Below are 16,949 nucleotides of genomic sequence, written 5' to 3' on the forward strand. Positions count from 1 at the left end.
CGGCGGGAACGCATCCCGAGATCCTTCGACGTAACCATGGCGGGGGCGGGAACCGCGGCGGTCGGCAATGGTGTCTGCTGTGGGGAGAGCGGGTGGATGCCGTGCGGCAGCCAGGGCCGGTCATCGTGCGGTCGTTGACGACCGCGCTGGACACCGGCCGGGGCGGCGAGGGGGACGGGATGAACACGTGGTCGGTTCCGGGGTACACCGATGTCCGAGAGCTGGGCTCAGGTGCGAGCGGACGAGTCGTCCAAGCGGTCCATGACACCACCGGGACACCAGTGGCGATCAAGTACCTCAGTGAACGGCTGAGGTCGAACCCCAGCTTTGTCCAAGGCTTCCGTGCGGAGGCCCGGCTCCTCGGCGGGCTGGACTCGCCCCACGTCGTCAGACTGTACGAGTACGTCGAGTCGCCCCACGGGGCAGCCATCGTGATGGAGTTGGTCGACGGCATCGCCCTGCGTGCGCTGCTGCGCGAAGAAGGGGCGACCACCGGCCCGGAAGCTGCTCTCGTGGTGCTGAAGGGCTCCCTCCTGGGATTGGCCGCAGCACACCGAGCAGGTGTGGTGCACCGTGACTACAAACCGGACAACGTTCTGGTCGCCGCGGACGGCTCGTCCAAGCTGGTCGACTTCGGCATCGCCGTGGACCACGGATCGACGGTGGAGGTGGCCGGCACTCCGGCCTACATGGCCCCGGAGCAGTGGCAGGGGGAGCCCGCCTCACCGGCTGCTGACGTCTATGCGGCGACGGCGACCTTCTACGAGTGCCTGACCGGGCACAAGCCCTACTCGGGAGAGAACTTCGCGGAGCTCGCCCTGCAACACATCGAAACGCCGGTACCGGACGAGGACGCACCGGAGGCCGTACGCCCCCTGATCCGGCGGGGGCTGGCAAAGTCGCCCGCGGACCGTCCTGCGAACGCCGCTGTGTTCGTGGCCGAACTGGATTCGATCGCACAGCGGGCGTACGGGCCCGAGTGGGAGGAGCGGGGACAGCGTAAACTCGCGGCCCTCGCCGCACTGCTGCCCCTTCTGTTCCCCTTCGCCGGCGAGGCGGAAGGCACCACCGAACTGGCTACCACCGCACTCCGGCGGCCCGATCCTACGGAAGGCGGGCTCGTTCCCGGTGGTCCTGGTTCCGGTCGTGACCTCACCTCGGCGCTCCGGGGAGTTCTGGCCAGTGCCCTCGCCCTGGCCGTGGCACTCGCCGTTCTCGCCGGACTGCTCGCCCTGATCATCGTCCAGGAATCGGCCGCCAGCACCCCGGTGCGGGCGAGCGCCCAGAACCTCGCCACCACCAGCGCGTCCCCCGAGTCGACACCTGCGGCACCGACCGCCGAAGCGCAGAGTTCCGGGCCCCCCGAGCCCTCGCCTTCGCTGCTGGAGATCTCCTCACCGTCGCCGACGCCCTCATCGTCGCTGAGCACCGGGCCCGAGGCTTCCGCGTCCGAAACGGCTGCGCCCGTGCCCTCGACGCCACAGTTCTCGTCCGCGCCGGTGGTTTCCCCCTCGGTGAGCCCGCCGCCGAGCACTCGTCCGAGTCCCTCGGCATCGGCCACGCCCCCGGTTCGGGTCCGCTCGGTGGCGGTCAATTCCTTCCAACAGCGGCGCCGAGGGCCTGTCGCGGACGCGGCCATCAGCGTGCTGACCGATGGGACGGGCACCGTCACCGTCGTCGTCACCTGGTACACCGGCGATGTCCCGGGCGAACTCGGGATGGCCGAGGGGTCGGAGAGCTTCACTTTGCAGGGCGCCCAGGAGTACGCCCTCACCCCCAGTCACGCTTTTCAGGGGACGGGCTGCTACCTGGGCGTTCGTGCCACGACACAGCCGAATGCGACCAGCGGGGAATCCACCCGCCAGATCACACGGGGGTGCGCCCTCCAATGAACGAGCCACCGCCTCCGTACCGTGGAGGGCACCAGGGTGATGGTTCTCCCGGGCCCCAACCAGGGCCCGGCGGGGACGACTACAGTGCGACCGCTCTGGGGAGCCACTGGTTCGAAGGGCCGCGCGCCGCGCACGGGATCGACCGTCCCACTCTGGTGCAGCCGCTCCCCTGGGGTGCCGTACAGCCCGACCGGGTGGAGGGCGAGGTGTTGCGGTTCGGACCGGGGGTGACGGCCTCGCCCCCGGGCGTCCCCGCCCCCTCCATCGCCACAGCCGTGTGGCACGGCGCCCATTCGGCCGACCGCCAGGGCACCGCCGCACCGCACGGGCGCAGGCACGCCCGTGCGCGAGGGCTGCGCCGGTACGCCCTGGCGGCGACCGTACTGGCTCTTGTCCTGTCGTTCCTCGCCTGGCAGCGCTACGGCAGCTCCCTGGCGGTGGAGGGCGTCTCGGTGGACCCCCGCTCCACCGCCATCGGCTGTGACAGCACCGCCGACCTCGTCGCCGAGGTGCGCACCGACGGACACCCCGGAACGCTTCACTACCGCTGGGTGCGCAGCGATGGAACGCGTTCGGGGCAATTGCGGGAGACCTTGGCCCGTGGGCAGAAGACCGCTCGATTGCACCTGCTCTGGACGTTCCACGGCACGGGTGCGTACCGCGCAAGCGCCGAACTCCAGATCCTCTCCCCCTCGACCGAGCGTGCGATCGGCCGATTCAGCTATGCGTGCAACGGCTGATCGGCAATCTGCAAGGTCCCTCGCGCCTTCCTCAACGGTGCGCCGTGCGCTCGTGGTTACCTCGGACTCCGGGCAGATGGATCACGATGAGGACCACCGCGGCCATCATCACATTGCGGCCCGCCGGCTCCAGTCCGTTCCACTGCGGCGACTGCCACATCTGGAACCACTCGCCCCCGATGGCGATGAATCCCAGCCCGAAGAGGAGCAGGGTCATCGTCAGGCCGAAGGTGGTGGTCTTCCTGGCCCGCCGGAAGTCGCCCCTGCGCAGGCTCTTCGTCCACAGCCAGGTCGCCGCGGCGAGGACCAGGGCTGCCAGCGTCTCCCAGACAATAATCGCAACATAGGCGATATCGCTGATGGTTCGGGATTCGATGGCGCGCCACATGACGTCTTCGTCCTTGAATGTGGTGTCCATCGCCAGGACATGGCGGACGAATTGTCTGTTGGTGTCGAAATCAGAGATGTTTCCCCATGCCACCAATGTCATATACACCGCAATCGTAGCGGTGAGGGCGGTAGCCGCTCCCGGCAATGTCCCCAATGAGAGAATCCGCCCGTACTTAACGCCCCCTCGGCGCTCAACCGCTGCCATGCTCTTCCCCTACCCCACGCATTCGGCGACCTTTTCCCTTTCCATCGTGGCACGTTTCTCGATGAACTCCTCAGCATGGCGAAATGACGCCAACCTAGCGACACTTTCCGGCCGTTGGGCAGGGCGGCGACCACGTGAACCGTGCAACCAGAGCCCCTCATCTCGTCTACTTGACGATAAGCCTCCTCGCGGCTATCGTCAGAGAGACGAAAAAAGGGGGGTAGGCATGGCTGACATCGTTCGGCGATTCGGTTGGCGTCATCTTCGCTCGACACCAACCGCGCACATTCGCCACCATCACAGGGGTCAACTCGTCCACGACGGGACGGGGTTGAGCTTCTGGTTTCGCGCTCTGACCGCCGCCCTGTGCGAAGTCCCGGTCGACGATCGGGAAGAATCCATGGTCTTCCACGCACGCACCGCGGACTTCCAGGACGTGACCGTCCAGGCAACGGTCACGTACCGCATCGCCGATCCGGCCGTTGCGGCCGAGCGGATCGACTTCTCGATCGATCCCGACACCGGAGCGTGGCGCGGCGCACCGCTCCCGCAGATCTCCACCCTGTTGACTGAGACCGCCCAGCAGCACGCACTGGATGTGCTCGCCCGTACGCCCTTGTCCGCCGCGCTGGTTGACGGGGTCTCAGCAGTGCGGGGACGCATCGCCGACGGGCTCGGGGACGAACCCCGGCTCTCGGCCACCGGTATCGCACTCGTCGCCGTCCGGGTGGTGGCGATCCGACCCGAACCGGAGGTGGAACGGGCCCTGCGCACCCCGGCGCGCGAACAGATCCAACAGGATGCGGATCGAGCCACCTACGAGCGGCGCGCCAATGCCGTCCAGCGCGAACGCGCGATTGCCGAGAACGAGTTGGCCAGCAAGATCGAATTGGCCCGGCAGGAGGAACTGTTGGTCGAGCAGCGCGGCACGAACGCCCGCCGCGAGGCCGAGGAGAAGGCAGCTGCCGACGGAGTGCGAACCGAGGCGGAGGCCCTGCGCACCGTGCGGCTCGCGACGGCGCAGGCAGAGGCGACGCGCGCAGCAGGAGAAGCACGCGCCGACGCCCAGTCGGCCTGGCTGCGTGTCCACTCCGAGGTGGACGCGGCAACGCTGCACGCCCTCACCGGATCACGACTCGCCGAGAATCTGCCGCGCATCGACAGTCTCACCATTTCCCCCGACGTCCTCACCGGACTGCTCGCGAAGCTGGGCGCCGCCGGTAGCACCGGCCACGAAATCCCGGCTCCACCCACAGGAGACCGGAGGTGAGCCTGGCTCCTCGGGCAGTGGTGGTCCACCGGACGAGTGAGTACGAGGAGTTGCTCGCCCGCCACGGCACCCATGGCCAGGCCGAGTTCTTCCTCTCGTCGCGCGGACGTGGCATCGACGACGTGGTCGCGCGGCACCGGAGAAAACAGCTCTCGCTCAGCGAGGTAGAGGCCGCCATTCCGCCGAGTTGGCGCCAGGCCCGCCTGGAGCGAACCGACCTTGACCGGTTCCTCTTCGGACCCGAGGACGTGGTCGTGGTGGTGGGGGCGGACGGGCTGGTGGCCAACACGGCGAAGTACCTCTCGGAGCAGCCGGTGGTGGGCATCGACACCGAGCCCGGCCGAGGTCTCGGGACCTTGGTGCGGCACCGCCCGCGTGACACCGCCCGGCTGTTGTCGGCAGCCGCCGCGGGCGGCCCCGCGATCGATGAACTCACCATGGTGGAGGCCGCGGCCGACAACGGTGAGCGACTGTGCGCCCTGAACGAGATCTACTTCGGCAGTCCGGGCCATCAGAGCGCTCGCTACCGCCTCACGCCTTCCGCAGCCACCGATCCGGAGACGCAGGCGTCCTCGGGTGTGCTGGTGGGAACCGGCACGGGGTCGACGGGTTGGCTGCGCTCGCTCTGGCAGGAGAGGAGCAGCGCACTGCCGCTCCCCGCTCCGGCCGATCCCCGGCTGCTGTGGTTCGTGCGCGAGGCGTGGCCCTCGCCCGCCACCGGCACCCGGCTGATCGAGGGGACGCTGGCCGGCGCGGAGGAGCTCCGGCTCACCGTGGAGTCCGACCGTCTCGTCGCCTTCGGGGACGGCATCGAGAGCGATGCGCTGGAACTGACGTGGGGCCAGACCGTGCGGGTGGGCATCGCGGCCAGACGGTTGCGGCTGGTGTGAGGAAGGTGGCTCGGTCAGCGTGAAGCCGGGTGATGGAGCGCCCGAAAGTGGTGGACGCGCGCAGAACAGGTCAGAGCACCAATCGGGCATAGCGGGGCAAGGGGCCCAGTACGTCACGGGCTCACCGGCACCGGTGAGTGCCTTTCACGCGCGACCTTCATGGGAGCAGGACGTCATCCCGCCACCGGACACCGCGGAGCACCGCGCCTTGGTGCATACAGCGACGCGACACTGACCATATGAAGCCGGGGCACCACCGGACGCGCGTTCTTCGAGGGACACCAAACACCGAGCCGTACCCGCTCGGCGATTGACGATCCACCGTCGATCAGCTTGTGAGCTGGCTGAACCACGAGGCTTTCCTGCTTTCCGAGCCAAAGAGCACTCCCCCATGAAATGCATGCCATGGGCAGAAGGCAACCCAATTGCTCGTACACCAACAAAAGGGTGGAAGCGACTACGTCGCGTCAGGACCGACCCACCATTTCCGCACGCCGCCATTCGTGGGTCATGCATTGATCCGGCCACTCCGGCCGAACGTCACTCATCACGTGATAGGTGCCCGAAAAGCGAACTTGCCCTACCGCACTTCGCGACCCGAGGATCACCAACACGTCGATTGACAGGCTCATGACCACACCGGTCGGAGAGTCTGTCGATCGCACTGCCCAGGGCCCGTCCTCCCACCGGGCCCCTCGATCTCCATCGGAGGTTGCAGTGAAACTGAAGCGACTCTTACCCCTCGGCTCCTTCACCGGACGCGCCCGTATGGTCGCGGTCACCGCCAGCCTGGTCACGGTCACCGCCTTGGCCGCGCCCCACGCGGTCGCCGAACCGAGCGGCACGGCGCGGGCCACATCGGCGCAGCTCGCCCAGGCCAGTGAAGCGGTCCTCGAAGCCGATGTCGCGGGCACGGCCTGGTACACGGACCAAAAGAGCGGCAAGATCGTCGTTACCGCCGACCAACGGGTCACGACCGGACAGCTGGCCCAGCTCAAGGAGACCGCAGGCGCACGGGCCGGCACCCTGGAGATCAAACGGACCGCCGGCACCTTCAACAGACTGATAGCCGGCGGCGAGGCCATCTACTCGACCGGGGCCCGGTGCTCCCTCGGCTTCAACGCGGTCCGCGCCGGGATCTACTACGCACTCACCGCGGGACACTGCACCAACGGCCGAAGCACCTGGTACACCAACCCGGCCAACACCGTGCTGCTCGGCACCACCGTGGCCTCCAGCTTCCCCGTCGACGACTACGGCATCATCCGGCATGCGAACCGCGCCGCCGCCGACGGCCGCGTCTACCTGTACAACGGCACGTACCGGGACATCGTCAACGCGGGCACCCCCGCCGTCGGTCAGTTCGTCGAGCGCACCGGCTCCACCACGGGCTACCACAGCGGCCGGGTGACCGGTCTCAACGCCACGGTGAATTACGGCGGCGGACAGCTCGTCTACGGCCTGATCCAGACCAATGTCTGCGCCCAGCCCGGCGACAGCGGCGGCCCGCTGTTCTCCGGTTCCACGGCACACGGACTGCTCTCCGGCGGCAGCGGCAACTGTTCGGTGGGCGGGACGACCTTCTACCAGCCCGTCACCGAGCCCTTGGGCCTGTACGGCCTGAGCGTGTTCTGACACAGCGAGCACCATCGGTGGCCCCCTTCGACGGATGGGGGCCACCGGCCGTTCGCCCTCATGGAGCGAGGCGCAATGGTGGCAAGGGCATCGCTGTCGTCCCCACCGGGGCGTCGCCTATGGTGAAGGTCAACAAGGGATCGCGACGGGAGGGGATGGCGATGCACGCACGCACCCGACTCCTCGTCGCGGCAGCGCTGACATCGGTCCTGCTCGCCGTCTGGGGGACCTTCTCGGTCCTGGTCGGCGTCCCGCACACGACGGGCGTCACCACCACTCACACGGCGCCCGTCGGCCCCATGATGCCCGTCCGCGCCGAAACCTCCCGGACCGGTTCACCCCATCAGGAGACCGATTCCGAGGTGCGCCGTCTGGTGCGCACCGGCGTCGAGGAGGCCGTGGCGGTCGACACCGGCGCCCGACTGCTCCTCGCGCCCCCCGCCCCGGCCGGACCGGTCGCATTCGACTTCCCGCGCCCGTCGGTCGGTGACGCCTCCGTCGGACCGCGCCAGGAGCGCGCACCGCCCGGTTCCCCGTACAGCCCGCGACACACCCGCGCACCGCCCTCCACACCGAGCAGCTGACGTCCTTCAGCACCTGCCCACCCCGCCGCACGACCGTGCCGGGGTGCCCGAGCAGGTGCTCCTTGACCTTTCCGCTGTCCGCAGGCGCCCGTCGGCGCTCTGCGCGCTGCCCGTGGAGTCCTCATGTCTCGTCGCGCCACGTTCTGGCGCGCCCTTCTGGCGCTCGTCCTCATCGCCCTGTCGGTCGGTGTGGCTCTGACCAACCCGCCCCGCCTCGGACTCGATCTACGAGGTGGCACCCGCATCGTCCTGGAGACCCGGGATTCCCCCACCGTGAAGGCCGACGCCGCAGCGACCGACCGGGCACTGGAAGTGCTTCGGCAACGCGTCGACGCCCTGGGAGTGTCGGAACCGTCGCTGGCCCGCTCCGGTGAACAGCGCATCGTCGTCGAACTGCCCGGAGTACGCGACCCCCGTGAAGCAGCCGAGGTCATCGGCCGTACCGCGCAGCTCACCTTCCACCCCGTACAGGAGATGACTGCGGGACCCAAGAGCGGTCCCGCAGCGGACGGATCACGCGTCCTGCCCGATCCGGACGCATCCGGCAGCTTTCTGCGGCTGGCACCGCCCGGGCTGACCGGCGAGGGGGTCAAGGACGCTTCCGCCGTCCTGGACGCCCAGTCCGGTCGTGGCTGGACGGTCGACCTCTCCTTCCGTGGTGGCGGCAAGGACTGGGCACGGATCACCGGAGAGGCCGCTTGCGCAGCACCTGGTGATCCGGCGCGGCGGGTCGCGATCGTCCTGGACGACGCGATCGTGTCGGCTCCCGGCATGGAACAGTCAGTGCAGTGCGGAGCGGGCATCAGCGGCGGGAACGCCCAGATCACCGGTGGCTTCAGCGCCGAGGAGGCGCGTGATCTGGCGGCCCTGGTCAAGGGAGGCGCCCTGCCCGTTCCGGTGACGACGATCGAACAGAGCGTGGTCGGACCGACACTCGGCAAGGAAGCCATCCAGGCGAGCGCACTCGCGGCCGTGATCGGTCTGATCTGTACCGGCGTGTTCATCATCGCCGTGTACCGGCTGGTCGGACTGCTCGCCACCATCGCACTCACCCTGTACGGGCTGATGTCGTACGCCGCGGTCGTCGCGCTCGGCGCCACGCTGACCCTGCCGGGACTCGCCGGATTCGTCCTGGCGATCGGTATCGCCGTCGATGCGAATGTGCTGGTCTTCGAACGCGCACGGGAGGAGTATCTGCGCTCCCCGGACCGAGCGATGGATCTACGGCGTCCGTTGCGCGTCGGATTCGACAAGGCGTGGAGCGCCGTCGCCGACTCCCATGTGACGACCCTGCTCGCCGCCGGCCTGCTGTTCGTCTTCGCCATCGGACCGGTCAAGGGATTCGGGGTGACGCTCGCGATCGGTGTCGTGGTGTCCCTGGTGTCGGCGATGCTCATCACCCGGCTGCTCGCCGAGTGGGCACTGCGTCGGGGCTGGGTGCGCAAGAGGCCCGCGATCACCGGTCTGACGCTGACGGGACGGGTAAGGGCAGCTCTGGCGAAGCGCCCGCCGCGACTGATGCGGAACAGGCGCCGTTGGCTCGGCGGTTGCGCAGCGCTGTTGCTGTTCGCTCTGGGCGGCATCGGCGTCCGCGGCCTGGAGTTCGGCGTCGAGTTCACGGGCGGGCGGCAGATCCAGTACGCGGCGGAGCGCCCGGTGGACGCGGACATCGCCCGGCAGGCCGTGGCGGACGCGGGTTTCCCGCGGGCCGTGGTGCAGGCGACGGGCGAGCAGTCCATCACCGTACGTACCGGAGAGCTCGACAACGAGGAGCAGGAGAAGGTCCGCGGCGCATTGGAGAAGGCCGTCGGCGAGGTCGCGGTCGAACGGGACGACACGATCGGGCCGAGCCTCGGCAGCGAGTTGCGCCAACACGCGCTGATCGCGTTGTCGGTGGCCGTGGCAGCGCAACTGGTCTATCTGACCGTACGGTTCCGCTGGACCTTCGCAACGGCGGCGGTAGCGGCAATGGTCCAGGACGTCCTGCTGGTGGTGGGGTTGTTCGCCTGGTTGGGCAAGCCGGTGGACAGCGTGTTCCTGGCGGCCCTGCTCACCGTGGTCGGATATTCGGTCAACGATACGGTCGTGGTCCTCGACCGACTCCGAGAACTGCGCCGCGCGGCACCGCGCGGCGCATGGCCGGAGCTTGCGGACAAGGCCGTCGCACAGACGCTTCCCCGTACCGTGAACACGGGAATGGGTGCGCTGTTCGTCCTAATTGCGCTCGCCGTACTGGGTGGGGACTCCTTGACCGACTTCTCCATCGCCCTGCTCGTGGGAGTCGTGGCGGGCATGGCGTCGACCGTCTTCACCGCGATGCCGATCGCCGTTGGCCTCCAGCATCGCTATCCCGATCGACCGCGTTCCCGGCCGACGGGGACGAAGCGAAAGGACCGCGGAACGGGAGCGGTGGTGTGAACGACTGACGTGGGCCGGCCGATGTGCGGGGCGGGCAGCTGCTCGCCCCGCGCTCCACGGCGGCTAGCTGGACGTGGTGGAGTAGGCCTCGTCGAAGCGGTCGAGATGGAACATCAACTCGGGCCGGTCCCAGTTCACCACGGACGGCTGCGCGGCGACGGTGCCCGTGCGTTGGGCGCCGACGCTGCGGTAGAAGCCTTCGGCCGGGGGGTGGGAGACGACACGAACGGCAGCGAGGCCGGCGCTTCGCGCCTCGGTGATCATGTGGGTGATCAGCTGGCGTCCGACACCGAGCCCCTGGGCCCGGTCCGCCACGAACATCAGATCGAGCTCCGGCGGGTCGAGGAGGAGCGCATAGAACCCGAGCACTGCGTCGTCCTCGCCGATCGCGATGTGCACCGAGTGCGCTTCGATGTAGTCGGGCCCCACCCGGTACCCGGCGACCATCGACGCATAGCCGCCCTCGTAGGCGCGTGAGCGGCGCACCATCGCGGTGAGGCGTTTGGCGTCCCGGGCGGTCGCCCGTGCGATCCGCACGGTCGGGCCCCGTTCCCGTCGCCCTCGCCGATCCCGGGTCGTCATACGTGAACTCATGAAGTGAGTATTACATTCACCGTTCAGGTGTGAAGAAAGAGGCAGAAGGGATGGCCAGCGGGGTCGAAGAGGACCCGGACATCGTCCTGTGGCTGGCCGGCAGCCTCCCTTGCCCCCAGGGCGACCGCACGCCGGGTTGCCACCTCCAGATCATCGACATGGATGTCCAGGTGCAGCATCTTCTGCTGCTCACCTACTTCCTCGGGCCATCGGGGCGGGACATAGCCCGCCTCGCCCTGGAGGGAGAGCGCAGGGCCCCCGTCCGGGGAGCGCAACTGGACCCAGTCGGGTTCGCTGGCGGTGACCTCCCACCCCAGCAATCGCCCGTAGAAGGCGGCGAGGGCATGTGCATCGCGGCAGTCGATGACCACGCTGGCCAGGGTGAACCGAGGAGCATCCGTCACTCCTCCACCCTTCCCCGCCAACGACCCCCGTGCACTCCCGCCCATAACACCTGGCGGATGAGTGCCAGCTCGGGAAGAGATCGGCCGCTCCGACCAGGACAGACATCCGCAGGTGTTGGGCGGTCAGGCAGCGCGCCAGTATCCCAGGGTGTGGATGCGGTCCTTCGGCAGTGCGAGTTCCTTGCGGAGGTACGACGAGAGCGACCGCGTGGTGGCGGTGTCACAGGCGACCCAGACATACGCGCCAGAGGGGTCGTCGATCAGTTCGGGCAGCGACTCCTTGACCTGTGCCACCAGATGGGCACCGCGCTCCTTGCGTGGAACCCGGCGCAGTTCATGCCGGTCGGCGTGCAACCTCAGTGGCAGTTCTTCCTCGACCACGTCGCCGGTCTCGAACCAGATCGTCGCGGGAGTGTCCGGTAGCGCATCGAGGAGGGAGTTGATCGCGGGGAGGGACGCCGGGTCGCCGATGACGAAGAGGCGCTTCGGGAGCGGCGCGGGGGCGGTGAATCCGGTGCCTTGGAGGGTGGCGTCGACGCGGTCGCCCACCTTCGCCGAGCGCGCCCAGTCGCTGGCCCGCCCGTCGTGCAGGGCGAACTCGATGCTGAAGGTGCCTGCTTCGGAATCGGGATCCACGAGGGTGTAGGCCCGCTGATGGGGCTTGTCGCCGTTGTCGAACCAGACCCGAACCCACATGGTCGGGTGGACACCGGTCTGCGCCAGCATGCCGCCATCGGTGAAGTGCACGCGCCGAAAGCGTTCGGTGACCTGCTCGACCCCGCTCACGGTGAACGCGAAGTCCTTGCCGCGCATCAGCTTGAGGACCACACCCTCCCAGCCGTGCCCCATGCTCGCCCGCCTCCCCTAACCAGCCCGAATGTGTCTCGGGACAGTAGCACCAATTTAGGGCAGCCTAACCTCACTAGAACGGAAGATCGTGGGCCGCCTCCGGAGTGGATCATCGACCTCGGAGGCGTACGTACGGCCCGGGGGCCCGAGTCCTTCGTGCTGATGATCGGCGATCTGGTACGCGCACTGGGACCGGTGCCCTTCGGCATGGCCATCGCCCGCTGAGCCGGACGACTTCAGGGTCGGTGCAGACCCGTGCGACGCCCGCGCGGGAGTCGAGCCCTGCTTCCGGGGTCATGGAATCCCGGGATCTCGGCGACAGAACGCGGCGCTCGGGAGGTCTGGCCGTCGTAGGGATCGCCGCGTTCGGCTCCGGAACACCGTCGCGTTCGAACGGGGAGACCCGGGAGAACACGTGAGAGCGACGTCCTGGTGAACACGGGCGGTCTGCCCGCCATGTCCAAGGGTTGAAACTCGACAGTCAGGAATGCGCCTGAATCAGCTGGAATCCGCCTTGCTCGCGTCTCTGCCAGCGGATAAAACGGTGGGGGCGGTGGCCAGCCAGGGTCCTCCGCTCCGAGCCGGACCTACCAGTAGCATATGACCGGGGCACCACCACATCGAGTGTTGCCAAATCCCTTACGGGCCATCGCTCCCTGTGCAAGAGTCGTAACGGTCCACTGTTCAGACCGTGTCTCAGACCTGGCCCCCCGGCCACGCCTGTATCGGAGTACGACATGCCGTCCCATGTGTTCGCGGACCGTCCTGCCGCGCAGCCTCCAGAGCGCGGCGCCGTCGACGCCTTGATCACCCGGACGCACCGGCTCAGGGGCGATGTGGACGCCGTACGCCGCGACGCCGTCGTCGACCTGGACGACCCGGCGGGCAGGTGGCAGCGCGCGCTCTGCGATCTCGCCGTCCACCAACTGGACGACCTGGGCACTCATCTGGGTCAGCTGAAGGAAGGGTTGCCCCGCCCGGAGGTCGCGGGCCATGTCGACCGATCACTCCCCGGGCGCGACGACCAACGGACCGGCTCACTCCTGAGCCGCGTGGGCAGCGCCGAATGGAATCTCCTCACGGACGAGGTGAGTTGGTCCGACGAGCTGTTCCACATCATGGGCCGCTCACCGCAGCGGGGGCCCATGACCCTCGACGAACTGCCCTCGGTCGTGTTCGCCGAGGACCAGTCGTTGCTGACGGCGATGGTCACCGCATGTCTGGTCGACGGACGCCCCATCGACGGGGAGTTCCGCCTGGTGCGCGCCGACGGCCGGGTTCGTACGGTCCATATGACGGGCGAACCCGTTCTTGACCCCGATGGCTCAACCGCCTCCATGTGGGCGGTTTTCCGCGATGTCAGCGAACTGCGACGCAGCGAGCGGGCGGTCCGTGAGAGCCGTGACTCGCTCCACCGACAACAGCACTTCGAGCAGACCGAGCACCGGCTCGCGGTGGAACTCCAAGAGGCCGTACTGCCGCCCTGGCGCAGCTCCGTTCACCTTCCGCTGGGCGACACGGCAGGGCTGGACCTGGCAGCGCACTACCTGCCCTCCGTGAACAGCGCTCTGATCGGCGGCGACTGGTACGACGCCCTCCAGCTTCCCTCCGGTCAGTCGATGTTCAGCGTGGGAGACCTCACCGGACACGGGGTGGCGGCCACCTCCACCATGGCTCTGCTGCTCGGTGCGCTGCGTGGCCTCGGCGTCGCCGGAATCGAGCCGGGCGAGGTGCTCGGGCACGCCAACCGGCTCCTGGAGACATCGACACAGCCCGCGCTGGGAAGCGCGGTCTGCTGCCGCTTCGATCCCATGAACCGGACAGTGTCCTGGGCGCAGGCCGGCCACCCCGTCCCCCTGCTGTTCCGCAACGGGACGGGGCGTGCCTTGTCACGGCCCGATGGAGTGCTGCTCGGTGCCACCTCCCACGCCGAGTACGAGCAAGCGGAAGTGACCCTCCTGCCCGGAGACCTCCTCGTTCTCCACACGGACGGTCTCACCCGCAAGAATGCGGCCGACGAGAACGACGGAGCAGATCGCCTGTTGGCGTTGGCACCACGTCTCGCTCAAGCCCAAGACGCCCAAGAATGCGTCCGGATCGTGGTCGAGGCGTGTGGCACGGACAACCGCATGGATGACGCCTGCGTCCTCGTGGCCAAGGTCTGCCCCTGACGGCAGCAATCACTCCGCAGGCGGCGACCGCAGCTCGGGGCAGGGATCGGATCAGATGTCGACGCTTCTCGCCCTTAGAGAGGGACTGTTGGGCAGCGCGAGCCTGATCTCCTGACGCAGGTCCTCGATCTTTCCATGGCCCGAGTACTGCCCGGTGAGTCGATACATCTCCCGCAGCCGGTCCCAGGTGCGATGCGACGAGGTCTCGCCCATCGACACAAGCGCCAACCTGGCATAACGATCGGCCTGTTCGGGGTCGTCCGCGATGAAGCAGGCGGACGCCAGCGAAATGTAGTCGAAGATCTTCGACCGCTGACGCCCGCCCGCCCGCAGCTCCAACGCCTGCTTGGCATGGTTCTGGGCGATTGTGGCAGCGGCGGGCTCGTGTTCGGCCAGGGTCCGGTACGCCAGGGCTTCCATCCCGTGCAGATCGGCCTCGTCGAACATCTGCATCCAACTCGGTGCTGGTACGTCCCCCTTGTCGGAGACGAAGAGCTCCTCCGCCTCGCCCAGCGTTCGCCGCATCGCCTGCCCTTGACCCTTCGCCGCCTGGGCCCACGCCTCGATGGTGTGGAGCATGGCTTGGGTGCGGGGCAACGTCTCCTCGCCCGAGCCTGATTTGGCGAGCTTCATCAGGTCGAGCGCATCATCGGGACGCCCCAGGTGGACCATCTGCCGGGCGGCACGGGAGAGCGCCTCTCCTGCCCTGGGGCGGTCTCCGCCTTCTCTGGCCGCGTGTGCCGCGATGACGAAGTACTTCTGGGCGGTGGGTTCGAGGCCGACGTCGTGGGACATCCAGCCGGCGAGTACGGCGAGGTTCGCGGCGACCCCCCACAGTCGTCGCTGTAGGTGTTCGGGATGCCGGTAGGCGAGCATGCCGCCCACTTCGTTGAGCTGACCCACGACGGCCTTGCGTTGGAGTCCGCCACCGCGGGAGGCGTCCCACGCACGGAAGATGTCGACGGAACGCTCCAGCGCCTCGATCTCCTGCGACCCGATGGGTGCGGCCTCGTAGCGGTCGTAGCCCGCGGGGTCCGCGTGCAGGGGGTTGTCGGTGTAGGGGACGTCTCGGGCCAGTGCGGGGTCGGTGTGCAGCCATTCGTGCATGGCGCTGCTGAGGGCAGTTCCTGCGGCGAGCGCGGCGCCCGCGCCCACCAAGCCGCGTCGGTTGAGCATGAGGTCCATTCCCGTGAATTCGGTGAGGACCGCCGCCGTCCGGTCGGGCGCCCAGGGAAGGCCGTCAGGGTTGTCCGCTCCCTGCGCGCCCTTCCGTTTACCCGCTCGCCCGTTCCGTGCAAAGCCGAGATCCTCGATGGTCACGACACGGCCGAGCCGCTCGGTGAACAGAGCCGCCAGCACCCGGGGCACGGGGTCGCGCGGGGTCTCCCCCATGTCGATCCAGCGCCGTACCCGCGAGGTGTCGGTCGCCAGCTGGGGATGGCCCATGGCCGCCGCCTGCCGGTTCACGAGTCTTGCGAGTTCGCCTTTGGACCAGCCGGCCAGGCCGAACAGGTCACACAGACGGGTGTTGGGTACTCCGGTCACGTCAAGCCCCCAGGTTCTCGGCTGAGTCGACAGTAACCCTCCGTCAGGGGGGTGGCGACTATTCGCCAGGGTTTCGCCAGGGTCCGCCAGATGGTGTGCCACCCGTGCGCTGGTGTGACGTAGGAACGCGCCACCCCGGCCCGGCAACCGGTCGCATTCCCCAGGATGCGATCGCGTTGTCGGGACGGGGCAGCGCTTGCAGACTGTCGGCGCGCGAAGGGATCTGTCACCCCCATGTACACAGCATCGTCCTCCGTGTCCGCGCCACACCGGCCGCAGCGCGCCACCGTCCCGGTGGGCACCGGACCGTACTCCGGACCCGTGCACGCGGCGACCCGGATGCGTCGGCCGGCCGTGGTCGGCGGCCAGCTGAGCGGGAGACTTGATCTGTCCGGTCCGCAGGGAGCTCAACTGCGCATGGCCGTGGCGTCCGTGCACCGGATCTGCCCGGAGTTCAATCCGGTCCAGGTGCTGCGCCGCAGCGGACGTTCCGTACTCATCGTCGGCACCACCGGTCGCGCCACCGCCGTCGCCAAGTGCCTGTTGGACCACTCGCCCGTCTGGGTCGAGCGGTTCCGGCACGAAATAGCGGTCTACCGGACCTTCGTGCGGCATCGCCCGTTGGTCCGGGCCCCGCGGCTGATCGCCGCCGACCCCGACAACTGCACCTTGGTGATCGAGCGGATGCCCGGCCGTCCCGCGGCCCTGGTCCGCCACCCGTCCGAAGCGCCGCCGCGTGCCGACATCCGGGCGGTCCTCGGCTCGCTCGGTCGGCTGAACAACTGGCGCCCTCCCGCCGAGGTGTTCGACCGTCCGCTCGACTACACCTCACGCATCGCGCACTATCACGAGCTCGGGCTTCTCACGGACCGTGACCTCGGGGACCTTCACAAGCTGTTGCACGGCCTGGCCCAGGCGGGCGGGCGCCAGAGCATGAGCCAGTTCTGCCACGGCGACGCCCTGTTGTCCAACATCCTGCTGTCGCCCACCGGTCCGATCCTCGTCGACTGGGAGCACGCGGGTTGGTACCTACCGGGCTATGACCTGGCGACCCTCTGGTCCGTTCTCGGGGATGCTCCGGCCGCCCGTCGACACATCAGCCAACTGGCGCAGCGGGAGGGCCCGGCGGCGCGTGATGCGTTCCTCGTGAACCTGATGTTGGTGTTGACGCGGGAGATCCGTACCTACGAAACGGCGGTGCAGCGCACGATCCGTGAGTCCGGTCCGGGGGGCGGAGCGGGGGGTATGGCAGCCGGCGAGGAACAACGGCTGTTGCTACGACGGTTGCACGATGACGCCGCGATGGCCCGGCGCGCCGTGCGGGCCGCGGTCGGGACCCGCTGACCGGTTACCGAGGGGGAA

At 68.5% G+C, this 16,949-nt stretch carries 14 protein-coding genes; 9 read left to right on the top strand and 5 right to left on the bottom strand.

Annotated features, from left to right (window positions below):
* Nucleotides 1–134: 134 nt before the first annotated feature.
* A complete protein-coding gene (locus tag OID54_RS02160) occupies nt 135–1,892 on the top strand; it encodes a serine/threonine-protein kinase (protein WP_329013053.1) in 1,758 nt (585 codons plus the stop codon).
* Complete coding sequence (locus OID54_RS02165) at nt 1,889–2,632, top strand: hypothetical protein (RefSeq protein ID WP_329013056.1); 744 nt, start codon at nt 1,889–1,891, stop codon at nt 2,630–2,632. The genes OID54_RS02160 and OID54_RS02165 overlap by 4 nt, the downstream gene beginning before the upstream one ends.
* A 31-nt stretch (nt 2,633–2,663) precedes the next feature.
* On the opposite strand, the gene OID54_RS02170 is transcribed toward OID54_RS02165, so the two are convergent.
* Nucleotides 2,664–3,227 carry a DUF2165 domain-containing protein gene (locus tag OID54_RS02170; protein WP_329013059.1) on the bottom strand — a complete coding sequence of 188 codons (564 nt, stop codon included), beginning with the start codon at nt 3,225–3,227 and terminating at the stop codon, nt 2,664–2,666.
* 226 nt (nt 3,228–3,453) lie between these two features.
* Here OID54_RS02170 and OID54_RS02175 point away from each other — a divergent pair, with 226 nt between their 5' ends.
* The 5 genes from OID54_RS02175 to secD all read left to right on the top strand — a co-directional run bounded on the left by OID54_RS02175 (nt 3,454) and on the right by secD (nt 10,024).
* On the top strand, nt 3,454–4,497 hold the full coding sequence (locus OID54_RS02175; protein WP_329013062.1) for an SPFH domain-containing protein: 1,044 nt from the start codon (nt 3,454–3,456) through the stop codon (nt 4,495–4,497).
* Nucleotides 4,494–5,387: a hypothetical protein gene (locus OID54_RS02180; protein ID WP_329013065.1), complete on the top strand. Its 894-nt coding sequence runs from the start codon at nt 4,494–4,496 to the stop codon at nt 5,385–5,387. The genes OID54_RS02175 and OID54_RS02180 overlap by 4 nt, the downstream gene beginning before the upstream one ends.
* 717 nt (nt 5,388–6,104) lie before the next feature.
* Nucleotides 6,105–7,022, top strand: coding sequence for a S1 family peptidase (locus OID54_RS02185; RefSeq protein WP_329013068.1), 918 nt, complete (start codon nt 6,105–6,107; stop codon nt 7,020–7,022).
* A gap of 161 nt (nt 7,023–7,183) precedes the next feature.
* A complete protein-coding gene (locus OID54_RS02190; protein WP_329013070.1) occupies nt 7,184–7,606 on the top strand; it encodes a hypothetical protein in 423 nt (140 codons plus the stop codon).
* A gap of 123 nt (nt 7,607–7,729) precedes the next feature.
* Complete coding sequence (gene secD, locus OID54_RS02195; RefSeq protein ID WP_329013073.1) at nt 7,730–10,024, top strand: protein translocase subunit SecD; 2,295 nt, start codon at nt 7,730–7,732, stop codon at nt 10,022–10,024.
* A 63-nt stretch (nt 10,025–10,087) separates the two neighbouring features.
* On the opposite strand, the gene OID54_RS02200 is transcribed toward secD, so the two are convergent.
* The 3 genes from OID54_RS02200 to OID54_RS02210 all read right to left on the bottom strand — a co-directional run bounded on the left by OID54_RS02200 (nt 10,088) and on the right by OID54_RS02210 (nt 11,871).
* Nucleotides 10,088–10,618 (bottom strand): GNAT family N-acetyltransferase, encoded by a 531-nt coding sequence (locus OID54_RS02200; protein WP_329013076.1) that lies wholly within the window; start codon nt 10,616–10,618, stop codon nt 10,088–10,090.
* Nucleotides 10,619–10,641: 23 nt separating this feature from the next.
* Nucleotides 10,642–11,022, bottom strand: coding sequence for a VOC family protein (locus OID54_RS02205; RefSeq protein WP_329013080.1), 381 nt, complete (start codon nt 11,020–11,022; stop codon nt 10,642–10,644).
* A gap of 123 nt (nt 11,023–11,145) precedes the next feature.
* Nucleotides 11,146–11,871, bottom strand: coding sequence for a siderophore-interacting protein (locus tag OID54_RS02210; protein WP_329013083.1), 726 nt, complete (start codon nt 11,869–11,871; stop codon nt 11,146–11,148).
* Nucleotides 11,872–12,608: 737 nt separating this feature from the next.
* Between OID54_RS02210 and OID54_RS02215 the strand changes: the two genes are divergently transcribed.
* Entirely contained in the window at nt 12,609–14,042 is a 1,434-nt protein-coding gene (locus OID54_RS02215; protein ID WP_329013086.1) for a PP2C family protein-serine/threonine phosphatase, read from the top strand.
* Nucleotides 14,043–14,093: 51 nt separating this feature from the next.
* Here the strand turns inward: OID54_RS02215 and OID54_RS02220 are convergent, their stop codons facing one another.
* Nucleotides 14,094–15,587 carry a DNA-binding protein NsdB gene (locus tag OID54_RS02220; protein WP_329013089.1) on the bottom strand — a complete coding sequence of 498 codons (1,494 nt, stop codon included), beginning with the start codon at nt 15,585–15,587 and terminating at the stop codon, nt 14,094–14,096.
* A 234-nt stretch (nt 15,588–15,821) separates the two neighbouring features.
* Here OID54_RS02220 and OID54_RS02225 point away from each other — a divergent pair, with 234 nt between their 5' ends.
* Nucleotides 15,822–16,931, top strand: coding sequence for an aminoglycoside phosphotransferase family protein (locus OID54_RS02225; RefSeq protein WP_329013093.1), 1,110 nt, complete (start codon nt 15,822–15,824; stop codon nt 16,929–16,931).
* Nucleotides 16,932–16,949 lie beyond the last annotated feature (18 nt).

The sequence above is a fragment of the Streptomyces sp. NBC_00690 genome, from assembly GCF_036226685.1.
GTDB lineage: Bacteria > Actinomycetota > Actinomycetes > Streptomycetales > Streptomycetaceae > Streptomyces.

What these genes read in the sequence shown, in the direction of transcription:
- OID54_RS02165 (WP_329013056.1), top strand. Translation starts at nt 1,889, where the DNA reads ATGAACGAGCCACCGCCTCCGTACCGTGGAGGGCACCAGGGTGATGGT.
- OID54_RS02170 (WP_329013059.1), bottom strand. Translation starts at nt 3,227, where the DNA reads ATGGCAGCGGTTGAGCGCCGAGGGGGCGTTAAGTACGGGCGGATTCTC.
- OID54_RS02175 (WP_329013062.1), top strand. Translation starts at nt 3,454, where the DNA reads ATGGCTGACATCGTTCGGCGATTCGGTTGGCGTCATCTTCGCTCGACA.
- OID54_RS02190 (WP_329013070.1), top strand. Translation starts at nt 7,184, where the DNA reads ATGCACGCACGCACCCGACTCCTCGTCGCGGCAGCGCTGACATCGGTC.
- secD (WP_329013073.1), top strand. Translation starts at nt 7,730, where the DNA reads ATGTCTCGTCGCGCCACGTTCTGGCGCGCCCTTCTGGCGCTCGTCCTC.
- OID54_RS02200 (WP_329013076.1), bottom strand. Translation starts at nt 10,618, where the DNA reads ATGAGTTCACGTATGACGACCCGGGATCGGCGAGGGCGACGGGAACGG.
- OID54_RS02210 (WP_329013083.1), bottom strand. Translation starts at nt 11,871, where the DNA reads ATGGGGCACGGCTGGGAGGGTGTGGTCCTCAAGCTGATGCGCGGCAAG.
- OID54_RS02215 (WP_329013086.1), top strand. Translation starts at nt 12,609, where the DNA reads ATGCCGTCCCATGTGTTCGCGGACCGTCCTGCCGCGCAGCCTCCAGAG.
- OID54_RS02225 (WP_329013093.1), top strand. Translation starts at nt 15,822, where the DNA reads ATGTACACAGCATCGTCCTCCGTGTCCGCGCCACACCGGCCGCAGCGC.